Genomic DNA, 21821 nt, shown 5'->3' on the forward strand with positions numbered 1-21821 from the left:
CGTCACGGGGTACCCGCCTCAGCCGGTAGCGCCGGCCCCGCCGGTGCAGGGGCCGGGGCCGCCGCGGGCCCACCACTGCGCGAGGTCGCGGTCGCCGATCCGCCGGGAGCGGGCGGCAGCAGCATCGAGGTCAGGTCCCTGCCCGGTCCGATCTGCGGGGGCGTCACGCCAGGAGCGTTCTGCCACTGCAGATACGGCAGCGGTGTCTGCGCCTTGGCCTGCGTCGCCGGGGTGTCGTAGATGATCTGCCCCTTGTAGGCGGTGATGCTGTTGATCGGGTGGAACAGCAGCGGCGGGAAGTTCATCGCGATCCGCTTGAACACCGGCCCCATCCGCTGCCGGCAGATCTCCGCGCGTTTGAAGTTGTCCGGGTTGGCGCCGACGTCGAACGTGCCGCCGCAAATGAACTGCACGGGATTGGCGAAGTTGGGCAGGGTCAGCAGACCACCGACGGTGCCCTGCGCAGGGTTGTAGATGTTGTAGAAGTTCGCCAACCCGTTGGGGGTGATGTGCAGGATCTGTTCGATGTCGTCGCTGTGGTCGGTGAGGATCTGCGTGAAATCGGCGAGTTTGCCGACCTGGGCGATGAGGGCGTCGTTGTTGTCGCCAAGCAGCTGCCGCACGTCGGTCAGCGCCTGGTTCAGCGTCCCGAGCGTGTTGTCGAGATCGGCGGTGCTGTCGGCCAGCACCTGCGACACCGACGCGACATGGTTGGTGAACTGCACGATCTGCTGATTGCTGTTGGACAGCGCGTTGACCAGCACCTGCAGGTTGCGCACGGTGCCGAACAGATCGGTGCGCGAGTCACCGAGCCGGCCCGCGGTCTGGGACAGCTCCCGCAACGCCTGGCGGAATGAATCGCCATTGCCGTCGAAGGTGTCGGCGGCCTGGTTGACGAATGCGCTCAGCGGACCCTGCATCGCTCCGGCCTGCGGGCCCAACTGGCTCGAGAGCTGCGTGAGCTGCTCTTTGACCTCGTCCCACTCGACGGGCACCGCGGTGCGGTCGAGCCCGATGCTGGCGCCGTCGGCCAGCGCCGGCCCGCCGGTGTAGGCGGGAGCGAGCTGAATGAAGCGCGCCGCCACCAGGTTCGGGGAGACGATGAGCGCTTTGGCGTCGGCGGGCAGCTTGATCCCGTCATCGAGGGTCATGGTGATCTTGACGTCCTGGGCCCGCGGATCGATCGAGTCGATCTTGCCGACCGGCACGCCGACCACGCGCACCTCGTCACCGGGGTAGAGCCCGACCGCGGAGGTGAAGTAGGCCGTCAGCTTCGTCCCCGTGGCCGACGGCCACACCAGGAAAACGCCCACCGCCAAAGTGATCACCAGTACCGCGGCCAGCGCCACCCGCGCCGCGCGGCTGCTCTTCAGCTTCGAACTCGCGTGTGTCATGGCGATTTCGGCCTGATGATCAGTCGCTCGGCGATGAAACCGCGCAGGTAGTCGGCAAGGCTGTCGGGCAGCTTGCCCGGCTGGAAGTAGGTGTCGAGCAGCACCTCGGCCAGCGAGGCCGGGGGCAGACCGTACAGGTTGATCTGGAAACCGGGGCCCGAGCCGACGACCTCGCCGAGCGCCGTGGCGTAGGGCGGCAGCCGTTTGAGCGCCTCACCGATGTGCTCCCGGCGGGCGAGCAGGTTGTCCATGACGAGGTTCAGCTTCTCCAGCGCCGGGCCGAACTCACGGCGGTTGTCGGCGACGAAGCCGGACAGCTGCTGCGAGAGATCGTCGATACCACCGATCAACTGGCTGAGCGCCTGGCGCCGCTCGTCGAGGGCGGCGAACAGCAGGTTGCCGTCGGTGATCAACTGGTTGACCTGACCCGCCCGCGCCGCCAGCATGTCGGACACCCGCTTGGCATGACCGAGCAGTTCCTCGAGCGCCTGATCGCGGGCGTTAATGCTGCGCGACAGGTTCGCCACCCCGTCGAGCGCACCCCGCAGTTGCGGCGTCGCGTCGTGCAGGGACTCGGTCAGCGTGTTGAGCGCCTGCTCGAAGCGCGGCTTGTCGAGTTCGCTGACGTTCTGGCCGAGGTCCTGCAGGGCGGTATTGAGGGTGTACGGAGTCGTGGTGCGGCCCAACGGAATCACCTGCACCGAGCCCGCACCTCGCGGGGTGACGGCCAGCGACTTCTCGCCGAGCACGGTATCGGTCTTGATGGAGACCAGCGACTGATCACCGACGCGCACGTCCCGGTTGACGGTGAACGACACCTTGGCGGTGTCACCGGCGAGCGCGACGCCGGTGACCTTGCCGACGTTGATCCCCGAGACGTTCACGTCGTTGCCCGGCGTGATGCCGCCGGCATCGTTGAAGTACGCCTCGTAGGACTTGCCCTGCGGGAAGAACGGCAGGCTGGAGTAGCCGAACGACACCAGCACAAGGCACACCACCACGACGATGCCGAAGATTCCGGTGCGCAGCGGATTGGAACTGTCTGGCCTAGCCATTCTCCGAACACCTCCCCTTCGACGGGTCCGGCGGTCCGCCGAACGGGATGAGGATGTCGCTGCCGGCCGGCCCGTTGATCTTCATGCGGATCGAGCAGTAGTAGATGTTGAAGAACGAACCGTAGGCGCCCAATGCGTTGAGCCGCAGATAATTCTCCGCCAGCGGTTCGATCACCTTGTTGACGTCGTCCTTGCGCTCGTCGAGTCGCTGGGCGAGCGGCCTGGCGTTCTCGATCAGGCCCTGCAGCGGCCGCCGTGAGGTCTCGAGCATGTCGGTCAGGTCGCTCGACGCCGACGCCAGGGGCGGGATGGCTCCGGCGATGGGGTCGCGTCCCTGAGCGAGCCCGGTCATCAGTTGCTGCAACTGGTCGACGGTCTTGTCGAACTGGGCGCCCTTCTCGTCGACCGTTCCCAGCACCGAGTTGAGGTTGTCGATGACGCTGCCGATGAGTTGGTCGCGCGCGGCAAGGTTCTGGGTGAACGAACTGGTGCTGGCGAGCAGGTTGGCCAGCGCTCCGCCCTGACCCTGCAGCATCTCGATCACCGCGTTGCTCAGCTCGTTGATCTTGGCGCCGTCGAGGCCCTTGAGAACCGGACGCAGACCGCCCAGCAGCGCATCGAGATCCAGTGCGGGCTGGGTGTTCTGCTTGGGGATCGTCGCCCCCGCCGGCAGCTTGCGCAATTCGCCGGGCCCCGAGGTGATCTCGAGATAGCGGTCACCGACCAGGTTCTCGTACCGGACGACCGCGCGGGTCGACGTGTAGAGCTGGTACTTGTCGTTGACGTCGAACTCGACGTCCACCGTGTTGTCCGGGTTGAGACTGACAGCTTTGACGGTGCCGACCGGGACACCCGAGATGCGCACGTCCTGACCGGCTTTCAACCGGGACGCCTCGGTGAAGTTGGCGTGGAACGTGTGTCCCGACGCGAAGCGGAACTCGCCGAACACCACGACCAGCGCCGCGGCCACCAGCAGCATCACCACCGTGAAGATGCTGACGTAGAGGAACGTCCGGTCGCGCCTCATCAGTGCTCTCGGTTCTTCTGCCATGGCTCTTCGCGCGAGCGCTCATCGCGAGGCAACCGGCTCATCAGAAATCGTCCCGTTCTGCGAACGCCCCGTTGAACAGGAACTGAATCGTCGACGGTGCGTCGAACTGCAACTCGGTGTTCGGCTGGTACGGCACGTAGGCGTTGTCGGTGACCAGGAACGGGGTGTGATACCACGATCCGCCGTACTGCTTGCTCGGGACATCTGGCAGGCCACGGCAATTGGGGCCGCCGGTCGCGTTCACGATCGGCAGGCTCTCCGGATAGGTGTACGCGGGCGCGCCGGGCAGGAAGTTCGATGACACGAACAGGCCGGGCCGGATGCCACCGATGATCGGGGCGAACCGGTCGACTGCCTGGGCCGTGCCCTTGAGGATGCAGCCGATCTCCGGCGAGTACTCACCGGCCACCTTCAGCGGCGCCCGCAGTCGCTGGATCGCGGCGATGTAGTTGTCGGCGGCGGGCTGGAACGTCGCGGTTCCGTTGTTGGCCAGACCCGTCGCGGCCAGCAGCGTGGCGTTCAGATTGTCCTGCTGGTCGACGATCGTGTTGCTGATCGTCGGCGCGTTGTCGAGCACGCGCACCAGGTCCGGAGCCGCGTCGGCGTAGATGTTGGCCACCTCGCCGGTCTTGCGGAAGTCCTCCTGCAGGGTCGGCAACTTCGGGTTGAGCTGCTGCAGGTAGTAATTGAGACCCGACAGCGCCGCACCCAGGTCGTCGCCGTTTCCGCGCAGACCCTCGCCGAGTGCACTGAGCGTGGCGTTGAGGTTCACCGGGTCGATCTTGCCCAGCACGTCGGACAACGTCTGGAACAGCGTGTTGACTTCGAGCTGGACGTCGGCAGCCTGCACTTCGGCGCCCGGGCGCAGGGAGGTCTGCTGCGCCTTGGCCGGAGGGACGAATTCAACAGATTTGGCGCCGAACACGGTGGTGCCGGCGATGCGCACAGTGGCGTTCGAGGGGATGTAACGCATGTCGTCGCGTTGGATCGCCAGCGTCAACTTCGCCTGATCGCCCGCGTAATCGATCGATTTGACCTTGCCGACCTGGATGCCCCGGTACTTCACCTTCGCGTCGGTCTCCATCACCAGCCCGGCGCGCGGCGACATGACCGTCACGGTGTCGGTCGGGGTGAACGCCGCGGTGTAGGAGAGGTAGGTGAAGACGGCTGCGGCCACCACGATCGCGGCCAGGATCGCCGCGGCGATGCGTACGTGGCTGCGCTTCTTGTCGATGTCGGCCATCTCGCCCTACCCCGACAGGTTGAAGTTGCCGGACGCGCCGTAGACGGCGAGCGAGATGAACAGGGTGATGGTGACGACCACGATCAGCGAGGTCCGCACGGCCTGACCGACCGCGATGCCCACGCCGACCGGACCGCCGGAGGCGTTGTAGCCGTAGTAGGTGTGCACGAGCATGACCGCGACGGACATGACGATGGCCTGGAGGAACGACCACAACAGATCGCTGGGCACCAGGAACGTGTTGAAGTAGTGGTCGTACAGGCCGCCCGACTGACCGTTGATGAACACCGTCGTGAACCGGGCGGCGAAGAACGCCGCGAGCACCGACAGCGAGTACAGCGGGATGATCGTGATCAGCCCGGCCATCAACCGCGTCGACACCAGGTAGGACACCGAGTGCACGGCCATCGACTCGACGGCGTCGATCTCCTCGGCGACGCGCATGGCGCCCAGCTGGGCGGTGGTGCCCGCGCCGATGGTGGCGGCCAGCGCGATGCCCGCGATGACCGGGGCGACGATGCGGACGTTGAGGAACGCCGACAGGAACCCGGTCAGCGCCTCGATGCCGATGTTGCCCAGCGACGAATAACCCTGGACGGCGATGACGCCACCGGAGGCCAGCGTCAGGAACGCCGCAACACCGACAGTGCCGCCGATCATCACCAGCGCGCCCGCACCCATCGTCATCTCGGCGATGAGCCGGATCGTCTCCTTGCGGTACCGGGTCAGCGCGTTGGGGACGTAGCGCATGGTCTCGCCGTAGAAGAGCGCCTGCTCCCCCACGGTGTCCACCGCGCCGGGCACCCAGCGGAAGGCGCGGCGGAATCGAACTGTGGCGTCGAAACTCATGATGTCGTCTTATTCGCGAGAAGGCCCATGATTGCTACCGCACCAGCACCCGGACGCCGACGGCGGTCATGATCACGTTGATCACGAACAGACAGATGAAGGCGTAAACCACGGTCTCGTTGACCGCGATGCCGACGCCCTTCGGGCCGCCCTGCACGGTCAGCCCGCGGTAGCAACCGACCAGCCCGGCGACCACGCCGAACAGCAGCGCCTTGATCTCGGCGAGCACGAGTTCGCCGAGCCCGGTGAGCACGGTCAGCCCGTTGATGAACGCGCCGGGGTTCACGCCCTGCAGGAAAACCGAGAAGACGTAGCCGCCTGCCAGGCCGATCGCGCAGACCAGGCCGTTGAGCAGCAGCGCCACGAATGTCGAGGCCAGCACGCGCGGGACCACCAGGCGCTGGATCGGGTCGATGCCGAGCACGCGCATCGCGTCGATCTCTTCGCGGATGGTGCGGGCGCCGAGGTCCGCGCAGATCGCGGTCGCACCGGCGCCGGCGACGACGAGCACGGTGACCACCGGGCCGAGCTGGGTGATGGTGCCGAAGGCCGTGCCAGCGCCCGACAGGTCGGCGGCGCCGATCTCACGCAGCAGGATGTTGAGCGTGAAGGCGACGAGCACCGTGAACGGGATCGCGACCAGCAGGGTCGGGATCAGCGAGACCCGCGCGATCATCCACGTCTGGTCGAGGAACTCCCGGAACTGAAAGGGACGTCGGAAGGTCTTGACGAAAGTGTCGATGGACATCTCGACGAAACCGCCGACCGCCCGGGCCGGCGCCGCGAGCTGTTCGATCAACCTCGGCTCCGTTCTGGGGGCGGGGTGTTGCGAACTCCGGTCACGGCGAAGATTCGGTGAATTTTCGCCGGGACGGCTTTCCCACCCCTGGTTCGGACGACTCGCTCAGTGAGCCGGATCATACTAACTAGAACACGTTCGCAGTGTCAAAGACGGACAAATTCCGTCATCACTACCCTATTCGCACTGGTCAGGGCCAGTGTGACCCACGCCATTCTGTAACGTGTTCTACCCCCCATCCGGGCACCGTGGACCGAGACCGTCAGTCTCGGGAGTCCATCAGCGCGGTGGCCGAGAAACCACGCTCTGGGTCACGGTCAGCAAAGTACCCCCGCAGTGTGTCGCTCAGGTCCGCCAGGTCCCACGCCTCGGCGTCCGCCGCGAAGTGGGCCTCCGCGACGGGTGCCGCCACCAACGTCACCTTCGGACCGTAGACGATGAACAGCTGTCCGTTGACGGCTTCGCTCGCGGGGGATGCCAGGAACCTGACCAGCGTGACGACGTGGTCGGTCGACAGCGGGTCGACGTGGCCGTCCGCGACCTCCGGGGCGTCGCCGAAGACGCCCGCGGTCATCGCGGTCCTGGCGCGGGGTGCGATCGCATTGGCGCGCACGCCGAACCGCTCCAGCGCCCGGGCCGCCGAGAGGGTCAGCGCGGTGATGCCCGCCTTGGCGGCCCCGTAGTTGGGTTGGCCCACCGGGCCCGACAGGCCCGCCTCCGACGAGGTGTTGACGATGCGCCCGTAGACCGTCCCGTCGCCGGCCTTCGCCTTGGCGCGCCAGTACGTGGCGGCGTTGCGGGTCAGCAGGAAATGCCCGCGCAGGTGGACCGCGATCACCGCGTCCCACTCCTCGTCGGACATGTTGAACAGGATGCGGTCGCGGGTGATGCCCGCGTTGTTGACGACGACGCTCAGCCCGCCGAGCCCGTCGGCGGTCTGCACGAGCTCGTCGGCGGTCGATCGCGCACTGATGTCACCGGCGACCGCGACTCCCTTCGACCCCGCCGCGGCGATCTCGTCGAGTACGTCGGAGGCGTCCAGCGCGCCGGGCATGTCGTTGACCACCACGGTCGCGCCTGCGGCGGCCAGGCCGATCGCCTCGGCGCGCCCGAGCCCGGCGGCGGCACCCGTGACCACCGCGACGCGGCCGGAGAGATCGGTCAGGTCGTTACTGGGAGTCGTCACTTTATGAATACCTCTAGTCTCTGCGATTCAGCGCGGCGCGCGGGCACTCGGCGATCGACTGCTCGGCCACGCCTTCCATCTCTGCGGGTACCGGGTCGTGTTTGACGACGGCGTAGTCGTCGTCGTCCAGATCGAACAGGTCCGGCGCAATTCCCACGCAGACGGCGTTGCCCTCGCAGCGATCCCGGTCGACTTCCACTCTCATGACAACCTCCTCGAGACAGCTGTGCGGACGGCCCGCCAGAACGTCGGGGTCAGAATACGACCCGTTGTGACGGCGTGTGCACGACATCGGTCTGGACCCCAAGACTAGAACGTGTTACAACCGGGTGGAGCGGGAGGGGCCCATGCGGCCGCCCCGGAAGCGGCACAGTGAGGACGCGGATGCGAATCGGCTACACCCCCGAGCAGGAGGAGCTGCGCCGCGAATTGCGGTCGTACTTCACCAAACTCATGACCCCCGAGCGCGCCGAGGCGCTCGCGAGCAACGACGGTGAGATGGGCCGCGGCAACGTCTACCGCGAGACTGTCGCGCAGATGGGCAAGGACGGCTGGCTGACGCTGTCGTGGCCCAAGGAGTTCGGCGGTCAGGCCCGCCCGCCGATGGACGGCTTGATCTTCAACGACGAGGCCGCCATCGCGAACGTGCCGGTGCCGTTCCTGACCATCAACAGCGTCGCGCCGACGATCATGGCGTTCGGCACCGAGGAGCAGAAGAACTTCTTCCTGCCCAAGATCGCCTCGGGCGATCTGCACTTCTCGATCGGCTACTCCGAACCGGGTGCGGGCACCGACCTTGCGTCGCTGCGCACCACTGCGGTGCGCGACGGCGACGAGTACGTCATCAACGGCCAGAAGATGTGGACGTCGTTGATCGCCTACGCCGACTACGTGTGGCTGGCGGTCCGGACGAATCCCGAAGCCAAGAAGCACCGCGGCATCTCGATGCTGATCGTGCCGACCACCGCCGACGGGTTCTCCTGGACGCCGGTGCACACGATGTCGGGTGTGGATACCAGCGCGACCTACTACCAGGACGTGCGGGTGCCGGTGTCCAACCTCGTCGGCGAGGAGAACGCCGGCTGGAAGCTGGTCACCAACCAGCTCAACCACGAGCGCGTCGCGCTGGTGTCGGCGCAGCCGATCTTCGTCGCCCTCGACGGGGTCCGGGAGTGGGCGCAGCACACCAAGGACGTCCACGGCAGGCGCGTGATCGACTCCGAGTGGGTGCAGCTCAACCTCGCCCGGGTGCACGCCAAGGCCGAGGTGCTCAAGCTGATCAACTGGGAGCTCGCCTCGACCGAGGCCGCCCCGTCGCCGGCCGATGCGTCGGCGGCCAAGGTGTTCGGCACCGAACTGGCGACCGAGGCCTACCGGCTGCTGATGGAGGTGCTGGGCACCGCGGCCACGTTGCGCCCCGGCTCCCCCGGCGCGCTGCTGCGTGGCCGCGTCGAACGTATGCACCGCTCGTGCCTGATCCTGACGTTCGGCGGCGGCACCAACGAGATCCAGCGCGACATCATCGGCATGGTCGCCCTCGGCCTGCCCCGGGTCAACCGGTAAGGAGCACCATGGACTTCAATTCGACCGAAGCCGCGAGCGACCTCGGCGGGCTGGTGCGCACCATCACCGAGTCGGTGTGCACACCCGAACACCAGCGTGAGCTCGACGGATTCGAGCACCGGTTCGACCGCGACCTGTGGCGCAATTTGATCGACGCCGACGTGCTGTCGACGACTGCACCGGAAGCGGTGGGCGGCGGCGGGTTCGGCGTGCTGGAGGAGGTCGCGGTGCTGGTGGCGCTGGGTCGCCAACTGTCCGCGGTGCCGTATCTGGAGTCGGTGGTCCTGGGCGCCGGAGCGCTCGCGGCGTTCGGCGCCGATGCGCTGCAGCGGGATTGGGCAGCGCCCGCGGTTCGCGGCGAGAAGGTGTTGACGATCGCGCTGGACGGCGAGATGGGTCAGGGTCCGGTGCAGGCGTCGTCGTCAGATGCCGGTTACCGATTGACGGGTGCGCGCACGCTCGTTCCGTTCGGCCCGGTGGCCGATGCGTTCCTGGTACCCGCCGAATCCGACGACGGCGTGCAGGTCTTCCTGATCGCCGCCGACGATGCCGGCGTCGCGGTGGACACCCTCGACACCACGGGCCACGGCAGCGTCGGACACCTCGAGCTGTCCGGTGTCGAGGTCGACGCCGCACGGGTGGTGGGCGGCGCGGATGTGCTGGCGTGGTTGATCTCTCGTCATGGGCTGGGTCGGGCGGCGTTCCAACTCGGCGTCCTGGAGCGGGCGTTGGAGTTGACCGCGACGTATGCCCGTGAGCGCGAGCAGTTCGAACGTCCGATCGGCAGCTTCCAAGCGGTCTCGCAGCGGCTGGCCGACGGCTACATCGACATCAAGGGGCTGCGCCTCACGCTCACCCAGGCGGCGTGGCGCATCTCGGAGGGTCTGCTCGCCGACATCGACGTGTCGAGCGCGGCGTTCTGGGCGGCCGAGGCCGGGCACCGTGTCGCCCACACCGCGGTGCACATCCACGGTGGTGTCGGCATCGACACCGATCATCCGATCCACCGGTATTTCCTGGCCGCCAAGCAGACCGAGTTCGCGATCGGGACCGCGACCGGACAGCTGCTGCGCATCGGTCGCGAACTGGCCGACACCCCGGTGTGACCGTGGGCGCAGGACCCACGGTCGCGAATCTGTTGCGGCCGTTGGTCGATGTCGACGACCGCGGGATCCATGCCGACGGGGAGTTCGTCAGCTGGCGTGAGCACATCCGGTCCGCGGCGGCGATCGCGGCGGTTCTGCGCGTGCGGCTGGATCCCGACAAGCCGCCACACGTGGGGGTGCTGCTGGGCAACACCCCGTTCTTCTCCAGCGTGCTGGTGGCCGCGGCGCTCGCCGGTCTGGTGCCGGTCGGCCTGAACCCGACCCGGCGCGGACAGGCGCTGGTCCGCGACATAGAGCGCGCCGACTGCCAGTTGGTGCTCACCGACGACGGCACCCAGTTGCCCGACGGGGTGGAGTTCATCGACGTCGAATCCGCGTCGTGGCGAGCGGAGTTGGCCGCGCACGCCGACACCCCGGTCGAGTTCGGGAGTCCGGCGCCGGACGACCTGTTCATGCTGATCTTCACCTCGGGTACGAGCGGTGAGCCCAAGGCGGTGCGGGTGACCCACGAGAAGGTGGCGGTGCCGGGACGGATGCTGGCCGACCGGTTCGGCCTCGGCCCGTCGGACACCTGTTATCTGTCGATGCCGTTGTTCCACTCCAACGCCGTGATGGCCGGCTGGTCGGTGGGGGTGGCGGCGGGCGCGTCGCTCGCGCTGCGCCGGAAGTTCTCGGCGTCGCAGTTCACTCCGGATGTCCGCCGGTACGGCGCGACGTACGCGAACTACGTCGGCAAACCGTTGTCGTACATCCTCGCGACACCGCCCCGCGACGACGATGCGGACAACCCGCTGAAGATCATGTACGGCAACGAGGGTGCGCCCCGTGACCTCGAGCGGTTCGCGCGGCGGTTCGGCGTGACCGTCGTCGACGGATTCGGATCGACCGAGGGTGGCGTCGCGATCGTCAGGACGCCCGACACCCCGGAGGGTTCTCTGGGGCCGCTGACCGCCGACATCGCGATCGTGGATGTGGAGACCGGCGAGCGGTGCGCACCCGGGCAGGTGGGTGAACTGGTCAACCCCAACGGGCGCGGGCAGTTCCGCGGCTACTACAACGACGCCGCGGCCGAGGCCGAGCGGATGGCCGGCGGTGTCTACCACAGCGGGGACCTCGCCTACAGCGACGAGGACGGCTTCATCTACTTCGCGGGACGCCTCGGCGATTGGATGCGGGTGGACGGGGAGAACCTCGGCACCGCGCCGATCGAGCGAATCCTGCTGCGCCACAACGATGTCGTCGAGGTCGCGGTGTACCCGATCCCGGACCCGGCGGTGGGCGATCGGGTGATGGCGGCGCTGGTGCTGACACCGGGCCGCGAGTTCGACGTCGAGAAGTTCGCGACGTTCCTGGCCGAACAGTCCGATCTCGGCCCCAAACAGTGGCCGTCATTCGTGCGGATCGCCGAGGAGTTGCCGCGCACCGAGACCTTCAAGGTGGTCAAGCGGCACCTGTCCGCCGAAGGCACGTCGTGCGCCGATCCGGTGTTCGAGATCCACCGAGCTCGGTGATCGGACGTCGAATCAGGAGTCGCCCCCAGGCAGTCCGGTCAGCGGCCAACCGGTAGGACCGGTGCCACCCGCCTGGTACTCCTGCAGCGGTACCCGGTTCTCGAGCCACGCCTTGCGCACCGGATCGATGATTCGCCAACACTGCACGGCCATATCGCCGCGCACCGACAGTGGAGGAGAGCCCTCGAGGACGCCCTTGAGCACTTGGCCGTATGCAGGCAGCGCGCCGGGTGGGAAGTCGGCAGCCAAGCTCACCGGGTCGACGGAGAACGGATCACCCGATCCGTTGATGTTCAGATCCGCCCCTAAAACGTTGCGCGTCAAGGAGATTCCGAGATGCAGCCGGTTGGGCTGGACCCAGCCACCCATGCCCGCCGGAACCAGCGGCGGCGCCTTGAAGGTGACCGTGACCTCGGTGCGCGGCGAGCCCAGCGCCTTGCCCGAGCGCACCCGGAACGGGACGCCGGCCCAGCGCCACGTGTCGACGGCCAGCACCAATTCGGCGAACGTCTCGGTGCCGCGAGAACCGTCGACGCCCTCCTCGTCGACGTAGGAGGGCACCCTGCGCCCATCGACCTCGCCCGCGGTGTAACGCGCGCGGCGACTGAAGGCGACCGGATCGTCGTTCCAGATCCGCGTCGCGCGCAGCACCTGCGCCTTGCCCGTGCGGACATCGTCGGCCTGCAGGGTGGCCGGCGGCTCCATCGCGAACAGCGACATCACCTCGAGTAAGTGGCTCTGGATCATGTCGACCATTGCGCCGGTGGCGTCGTAGAAGTCGGCCCGCCCCTCCAGCGCCAGGGATTCGTCGTAGACCACGTCGACACTACTCACGTGCTCGCTGTTGAGCAGGGGCTCGATCATCCGGTTGGCGAACCGCACGCCGATGATGTTGAGGACCGTCGCCATGGCGACGAAGTGGTCGATCCGGTGAACATGGTCCTCCGGCACCAGGTCGGTCAGCAGCTTGTTCAGAGCGGCGGCGCCGGCGACGTCGCTGCCGAACGGCTTCTCGATCGCCAGTTGGATGCCTTCCGGCACTCCGATGCGGGCCAGCACGTGGCACACCTTCTCGGTGATGGCGGGTGGCAGTGCGAAGTAGACGATGATCTGTCCCCGGCAGGAGGCCAGCAGTGCCCGCAGTTCGTCCGCGTCGGTCACATCCGATCTCCGATAACGCGCGGTCGAGACGACGGCTTCGACATGCGGTCCGCTGGCGCTCTCCGTCGCGAAGGACTCGGCGATCCGGGCGCACCAACGATCGTCGTCCCAGTCGTCCAGCCCGCTGCCGATCAGCTGCAGGCCCTCCGCGCCGCCGGCCGACAGCAGCGCCCCCAAGCCGGGCAACAGCAGCCGCGCGGTCAGGTCGCCGCTCGCGCCCAAGATCAAAAGCGTCTGCCGAGGCGCTGCGTGGTCACCGCGCTCGGGCATCATGCGCCGATGTCTACCCCGCCCTCCGTACACCAATCGCAACGTAGGAGCGACATCGATGCGATCACCCGGCGTAGCTCCGCACGGGCTGCCCTGTGACACCCGGGCGGGTACTGAACAGTGACCCGGCAAGTGGGTCCTCACCGGGTTGCAGATTCTCGCGCGTGGTCGTGATGAACAGGGTGCCGAGGTCGTCTCCACCGAAGGTGCATGCGGTGACCTTGGGCGTCGGGAGCGTGATCACCGCGTCGAGACGACCGTCCGGGGTGTAGCGATGCACGGCACCGCCGTCGTACAGCGCCGTCCACACTCCACCTTCGGCGTCGACGGTGAGCCCGTCGGGCTTGCCGTCGTCCGGGATCTCGACGAAGGGTCGTCGATCATGCAGGCCGAGATCAGCACTCCACGAGAAGACGTCGATGCGGTGGGTGTCGGTGTCGTTGTAGTAGGCCAGTGTGCCGTCCGGCGACCAGTCCAGTCCGTTGGACACGGTGACCCCGGGGACGGCGACGCTGACGGTGTGGTCAGGGGCGAGCCGGTAGAGGTTCGCCGCGCCGGTTTGCTGGTCGTAAGCCATCGAGCCGCAGTAGAACGCGCCATCCGGGGCGCACCCGCCTTCGTTCATCCGAACACCCGGATCGTTCCACAGCGGCGGTAACGCTACCGTCGTGCCGTCCGGCTCCTCGAGCAGAAAGCCACGCTCGACGGCGATGACGGCTCCGCCGCCGTGCCGGGGCCGCACCGCTGCGACAATCGTGTCGACATGCGTCCGGGTGACCGAACCGTCGTCAGCGAACGCCAGAATGTCCCCCGCGGTCATGTCGACCCATCGAAGCCCACCCCACGAAGGGGACCACACCGGCCCTTCGCCGTGCGCAGCGATCGAGTCGGTGAGGCGATCGACCGTCATGGTCATACGGTGTCCCCGTGATTCGGTATTGCTAACCATCGTCCGGGTCGGCGATACCGCAGGGGTACGGCGGTAAGCCCGCATCACCGGTACTCGCCCCGTGCACGCTGTGCCCGTGCCCTACACCACGGTTGTGAATCGCGCGGCCACGCCGCGGATCGCAACCCTGGTGTAGGTCCGGCGCGCAAGGACGCATTTGCGGACACGTCTCGACGGCGACGAGCGTCCACACCGGCTCGCTTGAGAAGACGACCTAATGGGTAGGAGGGCTCAGTAATCGTTGCCGAGCAACGAGTCGACCATGAATGGAGAAGTGGCGAATGGCCCAACGTCAGTTTTCACGTCGTGTCCGTGTTGCCGCAGGGATAGCCGCCGGGCTCGCGGTCGCCACGCTGACCGTGGCATGCGGCGGAGACGACAGCGGTTCGGACGAGTCGACCTCGAGTACGACTCCGACGACCAGCGTGACCACGGAGACCACAGCCGCCACCACGCCCGCGGCGCCGCCTGCCGGTACCGGGGCGCCGGGCGCGGGCGCCGGACCGGGCGGCGCCACTGCGGGCGTACCGGGTGCCGGCGCCGAAGCCGGACCGGGCGGCGCCTCCGCCGGTGTGCCAGGTGCCGGTGCCGAAGCCGGGCCCGGTGGGGCCGGCGCCTGCGCCGGTGGCGTCTGCGTCGGCACGGGCGGGTAACCGCTCACGGATCCGAAAAAGTAGCCGTCTTGGGCGGCTGATCAGCCCTCGCGGATGCCGTCCAACCGCTTCGAGGCCTCGTCGAATCCGGACACCAGTTCGGCGATGATGTCGGCAACCGGCCGGATCTCGTTCATCCGTCCGACGATCTGACCCACCGGCATCGACACCGTGTCCGGATTGTCCGATTCGTTCATCCGCTGATGCGCCTCGCTGACGAGGATGTTCTGCAGCGGCATCGGCAGCGGTTCGGGTGCGTCGGGAGCGTCCCACGCCTCAGTCCACTTGGTCTTGAGCAGGCGGGCCGGCTTACCCGTGTAGATCCGCCGCCGCACGGTGTCGCTGGACGTCGCGCGCAGCATCGCCTCCTGGATCGTCGACACCCCGCTCGGTTTGCGGTGTCCCAGATCGTATTCCGCGGACGTCAGGAACGCCGAGCCCATCCAGACCCCGGATGCTCCGAGCGCCAGCGCCGCGGCGACCTGACGTCCGGTGCCGATACCCCCGGCGGCCAGCACCGGCGCCCTGCCGTCGATCGCATCGACGATCTCCGGCCACAGCACCATCGAGCCGATCTCACCTGTGTGCCCACCGGCCTCATGGCCCTGGGCAACGACGATGTCGACGCCGTTGTCGACATGCCGCTGCGCATGTTTGGCGCTTCCGGCCAACGCCGCCACGGGGACGCCCGCCTCGTGCACCTGCTCGATCACGTCCTTCGGCGGGGAGCCCAAGGCGTTCGCGATCAACTTGATCGGGTGCTTGAGCGCCACCTCCACGTGCGAGCGCGCCACCGAGTGCAGCCAGCCCAGCACGCCTTCGTTGCGCGCCTCGTCCTCCGGCAGCGGCGGGACGCCGAGGTCGGCGAGCGTCTTGTCCACGAATTCGCGGTGGCTCTGCGGGATCAGCTTGTTGATGTCGACGGCGGTGCCCTCGGTGGGGATCTTCGCCGGCATCACGACGTCGACGCCGTATGGCTTGCCATCGGTGTTCTCGTCCATCCACTGCAGGACGTTCTCGAGGTCGTCGGCGTCGTTGAACCGCACGCAGCCGAGCACGCCCATCCCGCCGGCGCGGGTGACGGCCGCGGCCACCTTCTCCGACGGTGTGAAGACGAAGATCGGATACTCGATGCCGAAGCGGTCACACAGTTCGGTACGCATTGTCATTTCGCTCCAACGTGATTTGCGTGCGTCTCGTCTGCGGGACGCGATTCGGTCTGTTCCTTGGCCCAGCGGTAGTCGGGCTTACCGGCCGGGGTGCGTTGGATCGCGTCGACCCACCAGATCTTGCGCGGCACTTTGTATCCGGCGATCTCGTTGCGGATGAAGGTGTCGAGTTCGGCCAGCGACGGGGTAGCGCCCTCGCGCCGGGCGATCACGGCCGCGACGCACTGCCCGTACCGCTCGTCGGGGACACCGACCACGAGCGCGTCGAACACATCGTGGTGGCCCTTGAGCGCGCCCTCGACTTCTTCGGGGTAGATCTTCTCGCCACCGCTGTTGATCGACTGCGAACCGCGCCCGAGCATGGTGACGCTGCCGTCCTCCTCGACCGTGGCGTAGTCGCCGGGGATGGCGTAGCGGACGCCGTTGATCGTGCGGAACGTCTCGGCGGTCTTCTTCTCGTCCTTGTAGTAGCCGACGGGGATGTGCCCGGACTTGGCGATCATGCCGCGCACACCGCTGCCGGGTTTGACGAAGTTGCCGTCGTCGTCGATCACGACGACGTTCTTGTCGATCGTCACCCGGGGTCCACCGGTGTGCGTCTGCCCCTTGGCCACCACGCTCGACCCACCGAATCCGGTCTCCGACGAGCCGATCGAGTCGGTGATGATGCGGTTGGGCAGCAGTTCGAGCAGTTGGTCCTTGAGCGCGGGCGAGAACAGCGCGGCGGTGCTGGCCAACAGGAACAGGTTGGACAGGTCGAATTCATCGCCGCTCTCCTGGTGGGCCACCAGTGCGTCGAGCAGGGGGCGCGCCATCGCGTCACCGGTGAAGAACAGCAGGTTCACCTTGTGCTTGGCACAGGTGCGCCACACCTCTTCGGGGTCGAATTCCGGTGCCAGCACGACGGTTTGACCGGCGAACAGCGCCATCCAGGTGGCCGACTGCGTTGCGCCGTGGATCATCGGCGGGATCGGGTAGCGGATCATCGGGGCGTTCTCTTTGGCCTGATTGGCCAGCCCGTACTCGTCGGCGATCGGCTCACCGGTCGCGAAGTCGGTGCCGCCGAACAACACTCGGTAGATGTCCTCGTGGCGCCACATGACGCCCTTCGGGAAGCCGGTGGTGCCGCCGGTGTAGAGCAGATAGATGTCGTCTTCGCTGCGCGGACCGAAGTCGCGCTCCGGCGACCCCTGGTCCAGCGCGGCGTAGAACTCGACGCCGCCGTAGCCGGAGAAGTCCTCGCCGCTGCCGTCCTCGACGACGAGCACCGTCTTCAGGCTCGGGATGTCGGGCAGCACGTTGGCGACGCGGGGGCTGTACTGGCGCTCGTGGATCAGCGCGACCATGTCGGAGTTGCCGAACAGGTAGCGCAGTTCGCCTTCGACGTAGCGGAAGTTCACGTTGACCGCGATGGCGCCGGCTTTGACGATGCCGACCATGCCGATCACGATCTCGATGCGGTTCCGGCAGTAGAGACCGACCTTGTCGTCCTTCTTGACACCTTGGTCGATCAGGTAGTGCGCCAGGCGGTTGGCCCGCTCCTCGAGCTGGCCGTAGGTCAGTGTTTCGTCGCCGCTGATCAGGGCGACACGGTCAGGCACGGCGTCGATGGCGTGCTCGGCAAGATCGGCGATGTTCAGGGCCACGAACCCAAACTAGAACGTGTTACATTTCCTGACAAGTCTGTGGCATCGACGCTGGAAAGAGAACCGTACGTGACCAACACAGAAATCTCTGAAAAGGGCCCGGACGCCCTCATTGAGCAGCGCGGACACACGCTGATCCTGACGCTCAACCGCCCCGAGGCGCGCAATGCGCTGTCGACCGAGATGCTCTCGATCATGGTCGAGGCGTGGGACCGCGTCGACAACGATCCGGAGATCCGCTCGTGCATCCTCACCGGGGCGGGCGGCTACTTCTGCGCCGGGATGGACCTCAAGGCCGCCACCGCCAAACCGCCGGGCGATTCGTTCAAGGACGGCAGCTACGACCCGTCGCGCATCGACGGGCTGCTCAAGGGCCGCCGCCTCACCAAACCGCTGATCGCCGCCGTCGAGGGTCCGGCGATCGCCGGCGGCACCGAGATCCTGCAGGGCACCGATATCCGCATCGCCGGTGAGAGCGCCAAATTCGGTATCTCCGAGGCGAAGTGGAGCCTGTACCCGATGGGCGGCTCGGCGGTCCGCCTGTCCCGGCAGATCCCGTACACGATCGCGTGCGATCTGCTGCTGACCGGACGCCACATCACCGCTGCAGAGGCCAAGGAGTACGGGCTCATCGGCTACGTGGTGCCCGACGGTACGGCGCTGGACAAGGCGCTCGAGATCGCCGAGGTGATCAACAACAACGGCCCGCTGGCCGTGCAGGCGATCCTGCGGTCCATCCGCGAGACCGAGGGCCTGCACGAGAACGACGCCTTCAAGATCGACACCAAGATCGGTATCGAGGTCTTTCTCTCCGACGACGCCAAGGAAGGCCCGCGGGCGTTCAAAGAGAAGCGGTCCCCGAACTTTCAGATGAAGTAGGTCGGCCTGGGCACGCCGAACGTGCGGTGAGTGCGACTTTCCGCCCGGAATTTCGCAGTGAGCGCACATTCGGCGGGATGTCGGACCACATCGGCACACTCCCGACATGGCGAAGCCATTCATCGGCAGTGAGGCCGTCGCGTCGGGGGCGCTGACGCCTTACGCGCTGCGCAGCAGGTTCCGCGCCATCTATCCGGATGTGTATCTGCCACGGGGCGTCGAGCCGACGGCGAGGCAGCGCGCGAAAGCTGCGTGGCTGTGGACTCGACGCCAGGGTGTGGTCGCCGGACAGTCGGCGGCTGCGTTGCACGGCGCAAAATGGGTCGACGCAAAGCAACCGGCCGAGGTCTTGTGGCCGAACCGGCGCCCGCCACCCGGCCTCCGAACGTGGTCGGACCGCGTCGCCGACGACGAACTCCAGATCGTCGACGGCATCAGGGTCACCACGCCGGCACGCACCGCGCTGGACATCGCCTGCCGCTACCCCCTCGGCCCTGCGGTCGCGGCGATCGACGCACTGGCCCGCGCCACGCACCTGAAGATCGCCGACGTCGAACTCCTGGCCGAGCGGTACCGCGGTCGTCGCCGAATCCGCCACGCGTACAGGGTGCTCGGACTCGTCGACGCGGGCGCCGAGTCTCCGAAAGAGACGTGGCTGCGCCTGCTGGTGATCCGCAACGGCTTCCCGCCCCCGCAGACACAGATCCCGGTGTACGACGAGCACGGTGGCCTCGTCGCGGTCGTGGACATGGGTTGGGACGACATCAAGATCGCGCTCGACTATGAGGGCGGCCACCACCGCACCCCGGACAAGTTCAACAAGGACATCCACCGCCATGACGCCGTGACCGGTCTCGGGTGGATCGACATCCGGGTGACCTCCCGCGACACCGAAGGCGGCATCGTTCGCCGGCTACAGGCGGCCTGGGCACGCCGAACGTGCGCTCACTGCGAAAAACTGCCCGGTTCTTCGCAGTGAGCGCACGTTCGGCGTGGACGTCACCGGTAGTAGCCGTGGAACCCGTAGGGCCGTGGGAACAACCACGGGTTGTAGTACGGCCGCGGGAAGAACTCGCGGCCCGGGTGGAACCCGTACCCGTACGCGGGCCGGAACTCGGCGAAACCGGTGTCCACCGCCGTCACATGCGTCTCGGGCACGGCGGACGGAGTCGGCACCGCGGCCTGCGCCGCGCCGCTGCCCAGCCCGACCGTCGCGGCCAGCACACCGCCGCACAGCACCGCACCGCCGACCCACCGGCGCACCTTCTGCGAACCGTTCATCTCTGCCTCCTGTCGATCGCGACAACACGCGATAACAGAAAGCCTTCGCCCGCACTATGTGATGCCGGTGCGCGGCGGGTGGGAGGTTGCTGTCAGTCCAGCACGCGGGCAGTTGGGGTGAACACCACCGGCATCGCCTCCGGTCCGCTGACGAAGTTGGCCGGCCGCAGCGGGACCGCGGCGTCGTCGGCCAGTCGCAGATCGGGTAGCCGCTGGAGCACCTTGGTCAGCATCAGCCGCAGCTCCAACCGCGCCAACTGGTTGCCGAGGCAGAAGTGGGTGCCGAAGCCGAAGGCCAAGTGGCTGTTCGGGTTCCGGTCGATACGGAAGTTCTCGGGGTCGCCGAACACCGACTCGTCGAAGTTCGCCGACTCGAACATCAGCATGAGTTTCTCACCCGATTTGAGCTCGGTGCCGTGGAACTCGGTGTCGGCGGTCAGCGTGCGGCACATGTTCTTCACCGGCGACGTCCAGCGCAGCATTTCCTCGATCGCGCCGGGCAGCAGCCCGGGGTCGGCCACCAGCGACTCCCACTGATCCCGGTGCCGGAGTATCTGTTCGGTGCCGCCGGACAAGGTGTGGCGGGTGGTCTCGTCGCCGCCGATGAGGATCAGCAGCGTCTCGAAGACGATTTCGTCGTCGGCCATCCGCGAGCCCTCGACCTCAGCGTTGACCAGTACCGAGAACAGGTCGTCGGTGGGTTCGGCGCGACGCTTGGCGATCACGTCCATCGTGAACGCGGTGTACGCGGCAAAGGTGTCCATCAGCTTCTTGATGGCCGCCTCGTCGACGTGTGAACTCAACCCGGAGACCAGGTCGTCGGACCAGGTGAGCAGCATCTCGCGTTCTTCTGGCAGCACGCCGAGCATGTCGCCGATGACGGCCATCGGCAGCGGCGCGGCGATGTCGCGGACGAAGTCACACTCACCGCGCTCGCACACCGCGTCGATCAGCGTGTCGCACAGCCGCTCGATCGAGGGCACCTTGTCCATCACCCGTTTGCGGGTGAAGCCGGAGTTGACGAGCTTGCGGCGCAACAGGTGTGCGGGATCGTCCATGTCGATCATGTACGGCATGCCCGGCTGGTCGGGTCGGATACCGCCGGTCGACGAGAACAGCTCCGGGTTGCGTTCGGCGTCGAGCACGGCCGCATACGTCGCGGCCGCGGCCTGCCCGTTGCGGTCGCGGAACACCGGCTCGTTGGCCCGCATCCACCGATACGCCTCGCGTGCGGCGGGCCCGTCGGCGTAGAACGTACCGTCGGTCAGATCGACGTCCGGTTTGATGCTCAACGTCTGGGTCATCGAATCTCCTGTGCGTCACCGAATGTCATCTCGACATTGGCAGATGCCTGGCTGGCGATGGCGCGTTTCGGCAAACCCAGTTCGGCCAGTTCGCGCGCGTAGGGGTGGGCGCCCAGCCGCAGCCGTGCGCCGCCGAGCCGTGCCGACATACCGGTATTGCGCATCTCCCAGGGGATTTCGCGAGTGACGCCGTCCAGACAGCTGTAGGTCCGCAGCACCTGCGGGCGTTTGGTGACCGCAGACGGAATCGGCACCCCGCGACTGAACTCGATGCCGGCGATGAGCGTGCCGTTCTCGCTGACCTCGAAATCGAACTTCGGCGTCTCGCGCACCGTGAAGTCGGCCATGATCTTCGGGAAGCCCCAGATGCTGCGTCCGGCCTCCAGCGTGAAGCCCTGGTCGACGGGCAGGTGGTGGATGAACGCCGCGGCGGAGGCGAGCGCCTGCGGCCCCCTGGCCTGCTGTCCCGGCGGGTTGACCATGACGGCCGTGCCGAACTCGTGATACTGCCCGAGATCGCCGTCGACGTAGCGGACCAGCATCAGCATCACGACCGCCCGCCCCGGCAGGTACTCACACACCGGCAGACCGGAGTAGTCGATCATCCGCTGGGCGGCCGGGGCGGCGACGGAGAACATCGCCACGTGGGTGTTGGCCTTGCGGATGCGCACCGGCATGGTGAGCACCGTGTCCTGGATCGTGTGCTGGGAGACCGAGTCCGTCATCCGGTCAATCTAGAACGCGTTCTAGAC

The 21821-nt window shown here is 67.2% G+C and carries 21 protein-coding genes; 6 read left to right on the top strand and 15 right to left on the bottom strand.

What is annotated here, in order from left to right; all coding sequences use genetic code 11:
• Nucleotides 1–2 precede the first annotated feature (2 nt).
• The 8 genes from AU194_RS08680 to AU194_RS08715 form a co-directional block, all read right to left on the bottom strand.
• On the bottom strand, nucleotides 3–1394 hold the full coding sequence (locus AU194_RS08680) for an MCE family protein (RefSeq protein WP_059088828.1): 1392 nt from the start codon (nucleotides 1392–1394) through the stop codon (nucleotides 3–5).
• Nucleotides 1391–2449 carry an MCE family protein gene (locus AU194_RS08685; protein WP_059088829.1) on the bottom strand — a complete coding sequence of 353 codons (1059 nt, stop codon included), beginning with the start codon at nucleotides 2447–2449 and terminating at the stop codon, nucleotides 1391–1393. The genes AU194_RS08680 and AU194_RS08685 overlap by 4 nt, the downstream gene beginning before the upstream one ends.
• On the bottom strand, nucleotides 2442–3476 hold the full coding sequence (locus AU194_RS08690; protein WP_059088830.1) for an MCE family protein: 1035 nt from the start codon (nucleotides 3474–3476) through the stop codon (nucleotides 2442–2444). Before AU194_RS08690 ends, AU194_RS08685 begins: the two co-directional genes overlap by 8 nt.
• Before the next feature lie 64 nt (nucleotides 3477–3540).
• Nucleotides 3541–4743, bottom strand: a complete 1203-nt coding sequence (locus tag AU194_RS08695) for an MCE family protein (protein ID WP_059088831.1) — start codon at nucleotides 4741–4743, stop codon at nucleotides 3541–3543.
• Between the two features lie 6 nt (nucleotides 4744–4749).
• The gene (locus tag AU194_RS08700; RefSeq protein WP_059088832.1) at nucleotides 4750–5592 is read right to left on the bottom strand and encodes an ABC transporter permease; all 843 of its coding nucleotides are present in this window, start codon (nucleotides 5590–5592) and stop codon (nucleotides 4750–4752) included.
• 34 nt (nucleotides 5593–5626) lie between these two features.
• Nucleotides 5627–6391 carry an ABC transporter permease gene (locus tag AU194_RS08705; RefSeq protein ID WP_059088833.1) on the bottom strand — a complete coding sequence of 255 codons (765 nt, stop codon included), beginning with the start codon at nucleotides 6389–6391 and terminating at the stop codon, nucleotides 5627–5629.
• A gap of 262 nt (nucleotides 6392–6653) precedes the next feature.
• Nucleotides 6654–7577, bottom strand: a complete 924-nt coding sequence (locus AU194_RS08710; RefSeq protein WP_059088834.1) for a 3-oxoacyl-ACP reductase — start codon at nucleotides 7575–7577, stop codon at nucleotides 6654–6656.
• Between the two features lie 13 nt (nucleotides 7578–7590).
• Nucleotides 7591–7782, bottom strand: coding sequence for a ferredoxin (locus AU194_RS08715; RefSeq protein ID WP_059088835.1), 192 nt, complete (start codon nucleotides 7780–7782; stop codon nucleotides 7591–7593).
• A gap of 179 nt (nucleotides 7783–7961) precedes the next feature.
• Between AU194_RS08715 and AU194_RS08720 the strand changes: the two genes are divergently transcribed.
• From AU194_RS08720 to fadD17, 3 genes are read left to right on the top strand one after another with little or no spacing between them, the layout of a single operon-like run.
• Nucleotides 7962–9140, top strand: a complete 1179-nt coding sequence (locus AU194_RS08720) for an acyl-CoA dehydrogenase family protein (RefSeq protein ID WP_059088836.1) — start codon at nucleotides 7962–7964, stop codon at nucleotides 9138–9140.
• A gap of 8 nt (nucleotides 9141–9148) precedes the next feature.
• Complete coding sequence (locus AU194_RS08725; protein WP_059088837.1) at nucleotides 9149–10246, top strand: acyl-CoA dehydrogenase family protein; 1098 nt, start codon at nucleotides 9149–9151, stop codon at nucleotides 10244–10246.
• A gap of 2 nt (nucleotides 10247–10248) precedes the next feature.
• Entirely contained in the window at nucleotides 10249–11757 is a 1509-nt protein-coding gene (gene fadD17 / locus AU194_RS08730) for a long-chain-fatty-acid--CoA ligase FadD17 (RefSeq protein WP_059089051.1), read from the top strand.
• A 12-nt stretch (nucleotides 11758–11769) separates the two neighbouring features.
• Here fadD17 and AU194_RS08735 read toward each other — a convergent pair whose 3' ends face one another.
• Entirely contained in the window at nucleotides 11770–13191 is a 1422-nt protein-coding gene (locus tag AU194_RS08735; protein WP_059088838.1) for a glucose-6-phosphate dehydrogenase, read from the bottom strand.
• A gap of 61 nt (nucleotides 13192–13252) precedes the next feature.
• Nucleotides 13253–14098, bottom strand: coding sequence for an SMP-30/gluconolactonase/LRE family protein (locus AU194_RS08740; RefSeq protein ID WP_059089052.1), 846 nt, complete (start codon nucleotides 14096–14098; stop codon nucleotides 13253–13255).
• 464 nt (nucleotides 14099–14562) lie between these two features.
• On the opposite strand from AU194_RS08740, the gene AU194_RS32175 reads away from it, so the two are divergent.
• Nucleotides 14563–14790, top strand: coding sequence for a hypothetical protein (locus tag AU194_RS32175; protein WP_197417558.1), 228 nt, complete (start codon nucleotides 14563–14565; stop codon nucleotides 14788–14790).
• Between the two features lie 41 nt (nucleotides 14791–14831).
• On the opposite strand, the gene AU194_RS08745 is transcribed toward AU194_RS32175, so the two are convergent.
• Nucleotides 14832–15953: a nitronate monooxygenase family protein gene (locus AU194_RS08745; RefSeq protein WP_059088839.1), complete on the bottom strand. Its 1122-nt coding sequence runs from the start codon at nucleotides 15951–15953 to the stop codon at nucleotides 14832–14834.
• A 2-nt stretch (nucleotides 15954–15955) separates the two neighbouring features.
• On the bottom strand, nucleotides 15956–17605 hold the full coding sequence (locus AU194_RS08750) for an acyl-CoA synthetase (RefSeq protein WP_059088840.1): 1650 nt from the start codon (nucleotides 17603–17605) through the stop codon (nucleotides 15956–15958).
• A gap of 84 nt (nucleotides 17606–17689) precedes the next feature.
• Between AU194_RS08750 and AU194_RS08755 the strand changes: the two genes are divergently transcribed.
• Nucleotides 17690–18484, top strand: coding sequence for a crotonase/enoyl-CoA hydratase family protein (locus AU194_RS08755; protein ID WP_059089053.1), 795 nt, complete (start codon nucleotides 17690–17692; stop codon nucleotides 18482–18484).
• A gap of 106 nt (nucleotides 18485–18590) precedes the next feature.
• Nucleotides 18591–19463, top strand: coding sequence for a type IV toxin-antitoxin system AbiEi family antitoxin (locus AU194_RS08760; protein ID WP_059088841.1), 873 nt, complete (start codon nucleotides 18591–18593; stop codon nucleotides 19461–19463).
• 20 nt (nucleotides 19464–19483) lie between these two features.
• Here AU194_RS08760 and AU194_RS08765 read toward each other — a convergent pair whose 3' ends face one another.
• The 3 genes from AU194_RS08765 to AU194_RS08775 form a co-directional block, all read right to left on the bottom strand.
• Nucleotides 19484–19765, bottom strand: a complete 282-nt coding sequence (locus tag AU194_RS08765) for a hypothetical protein (RefSeq protein WP_059088842.1) — start codon at nucleotides 19763–19765, stop codon at nucleotides 19484–19486.
• Between the two features lie 92 nt (nucleotides 19766–19857).
• On the bottom strand, nucleotides 19858–21057 hold the full coding sequence (locus AU194_RS08770; RefSeq protein ID WP_197417572.1) for a cytochrome P450: 1200 nt from the start codon (nucleotides 21055–21057) through the stop codon (nucleotides 19858–19860).
• 8 nt (nucleotides 21058–21065) lie between these two features.
• Nucleotides 21066–21794, bottom strand: a complete 729-nt coding sequence (locus AU194_RS08775) for an acetoacetate decarboxylase family protein (RefSeq protein ID WP_059088844.1) — start codon at nucleotides 21792–21794, stop codon at nucleotides 21066–21068.
• Nucleotides 21795–21821 lie beyond the last annotated feature (27 nt).

The organism is Mycobacterium sp. GA-2829, from assembly GCF_001499965.1.
Taxonomy (GTDB): domain Bacteria; phylum Actinomycetota; class Actinomycetes; order Mycobacteriales; family Mycobacteriaceae; genus Mycobacterium.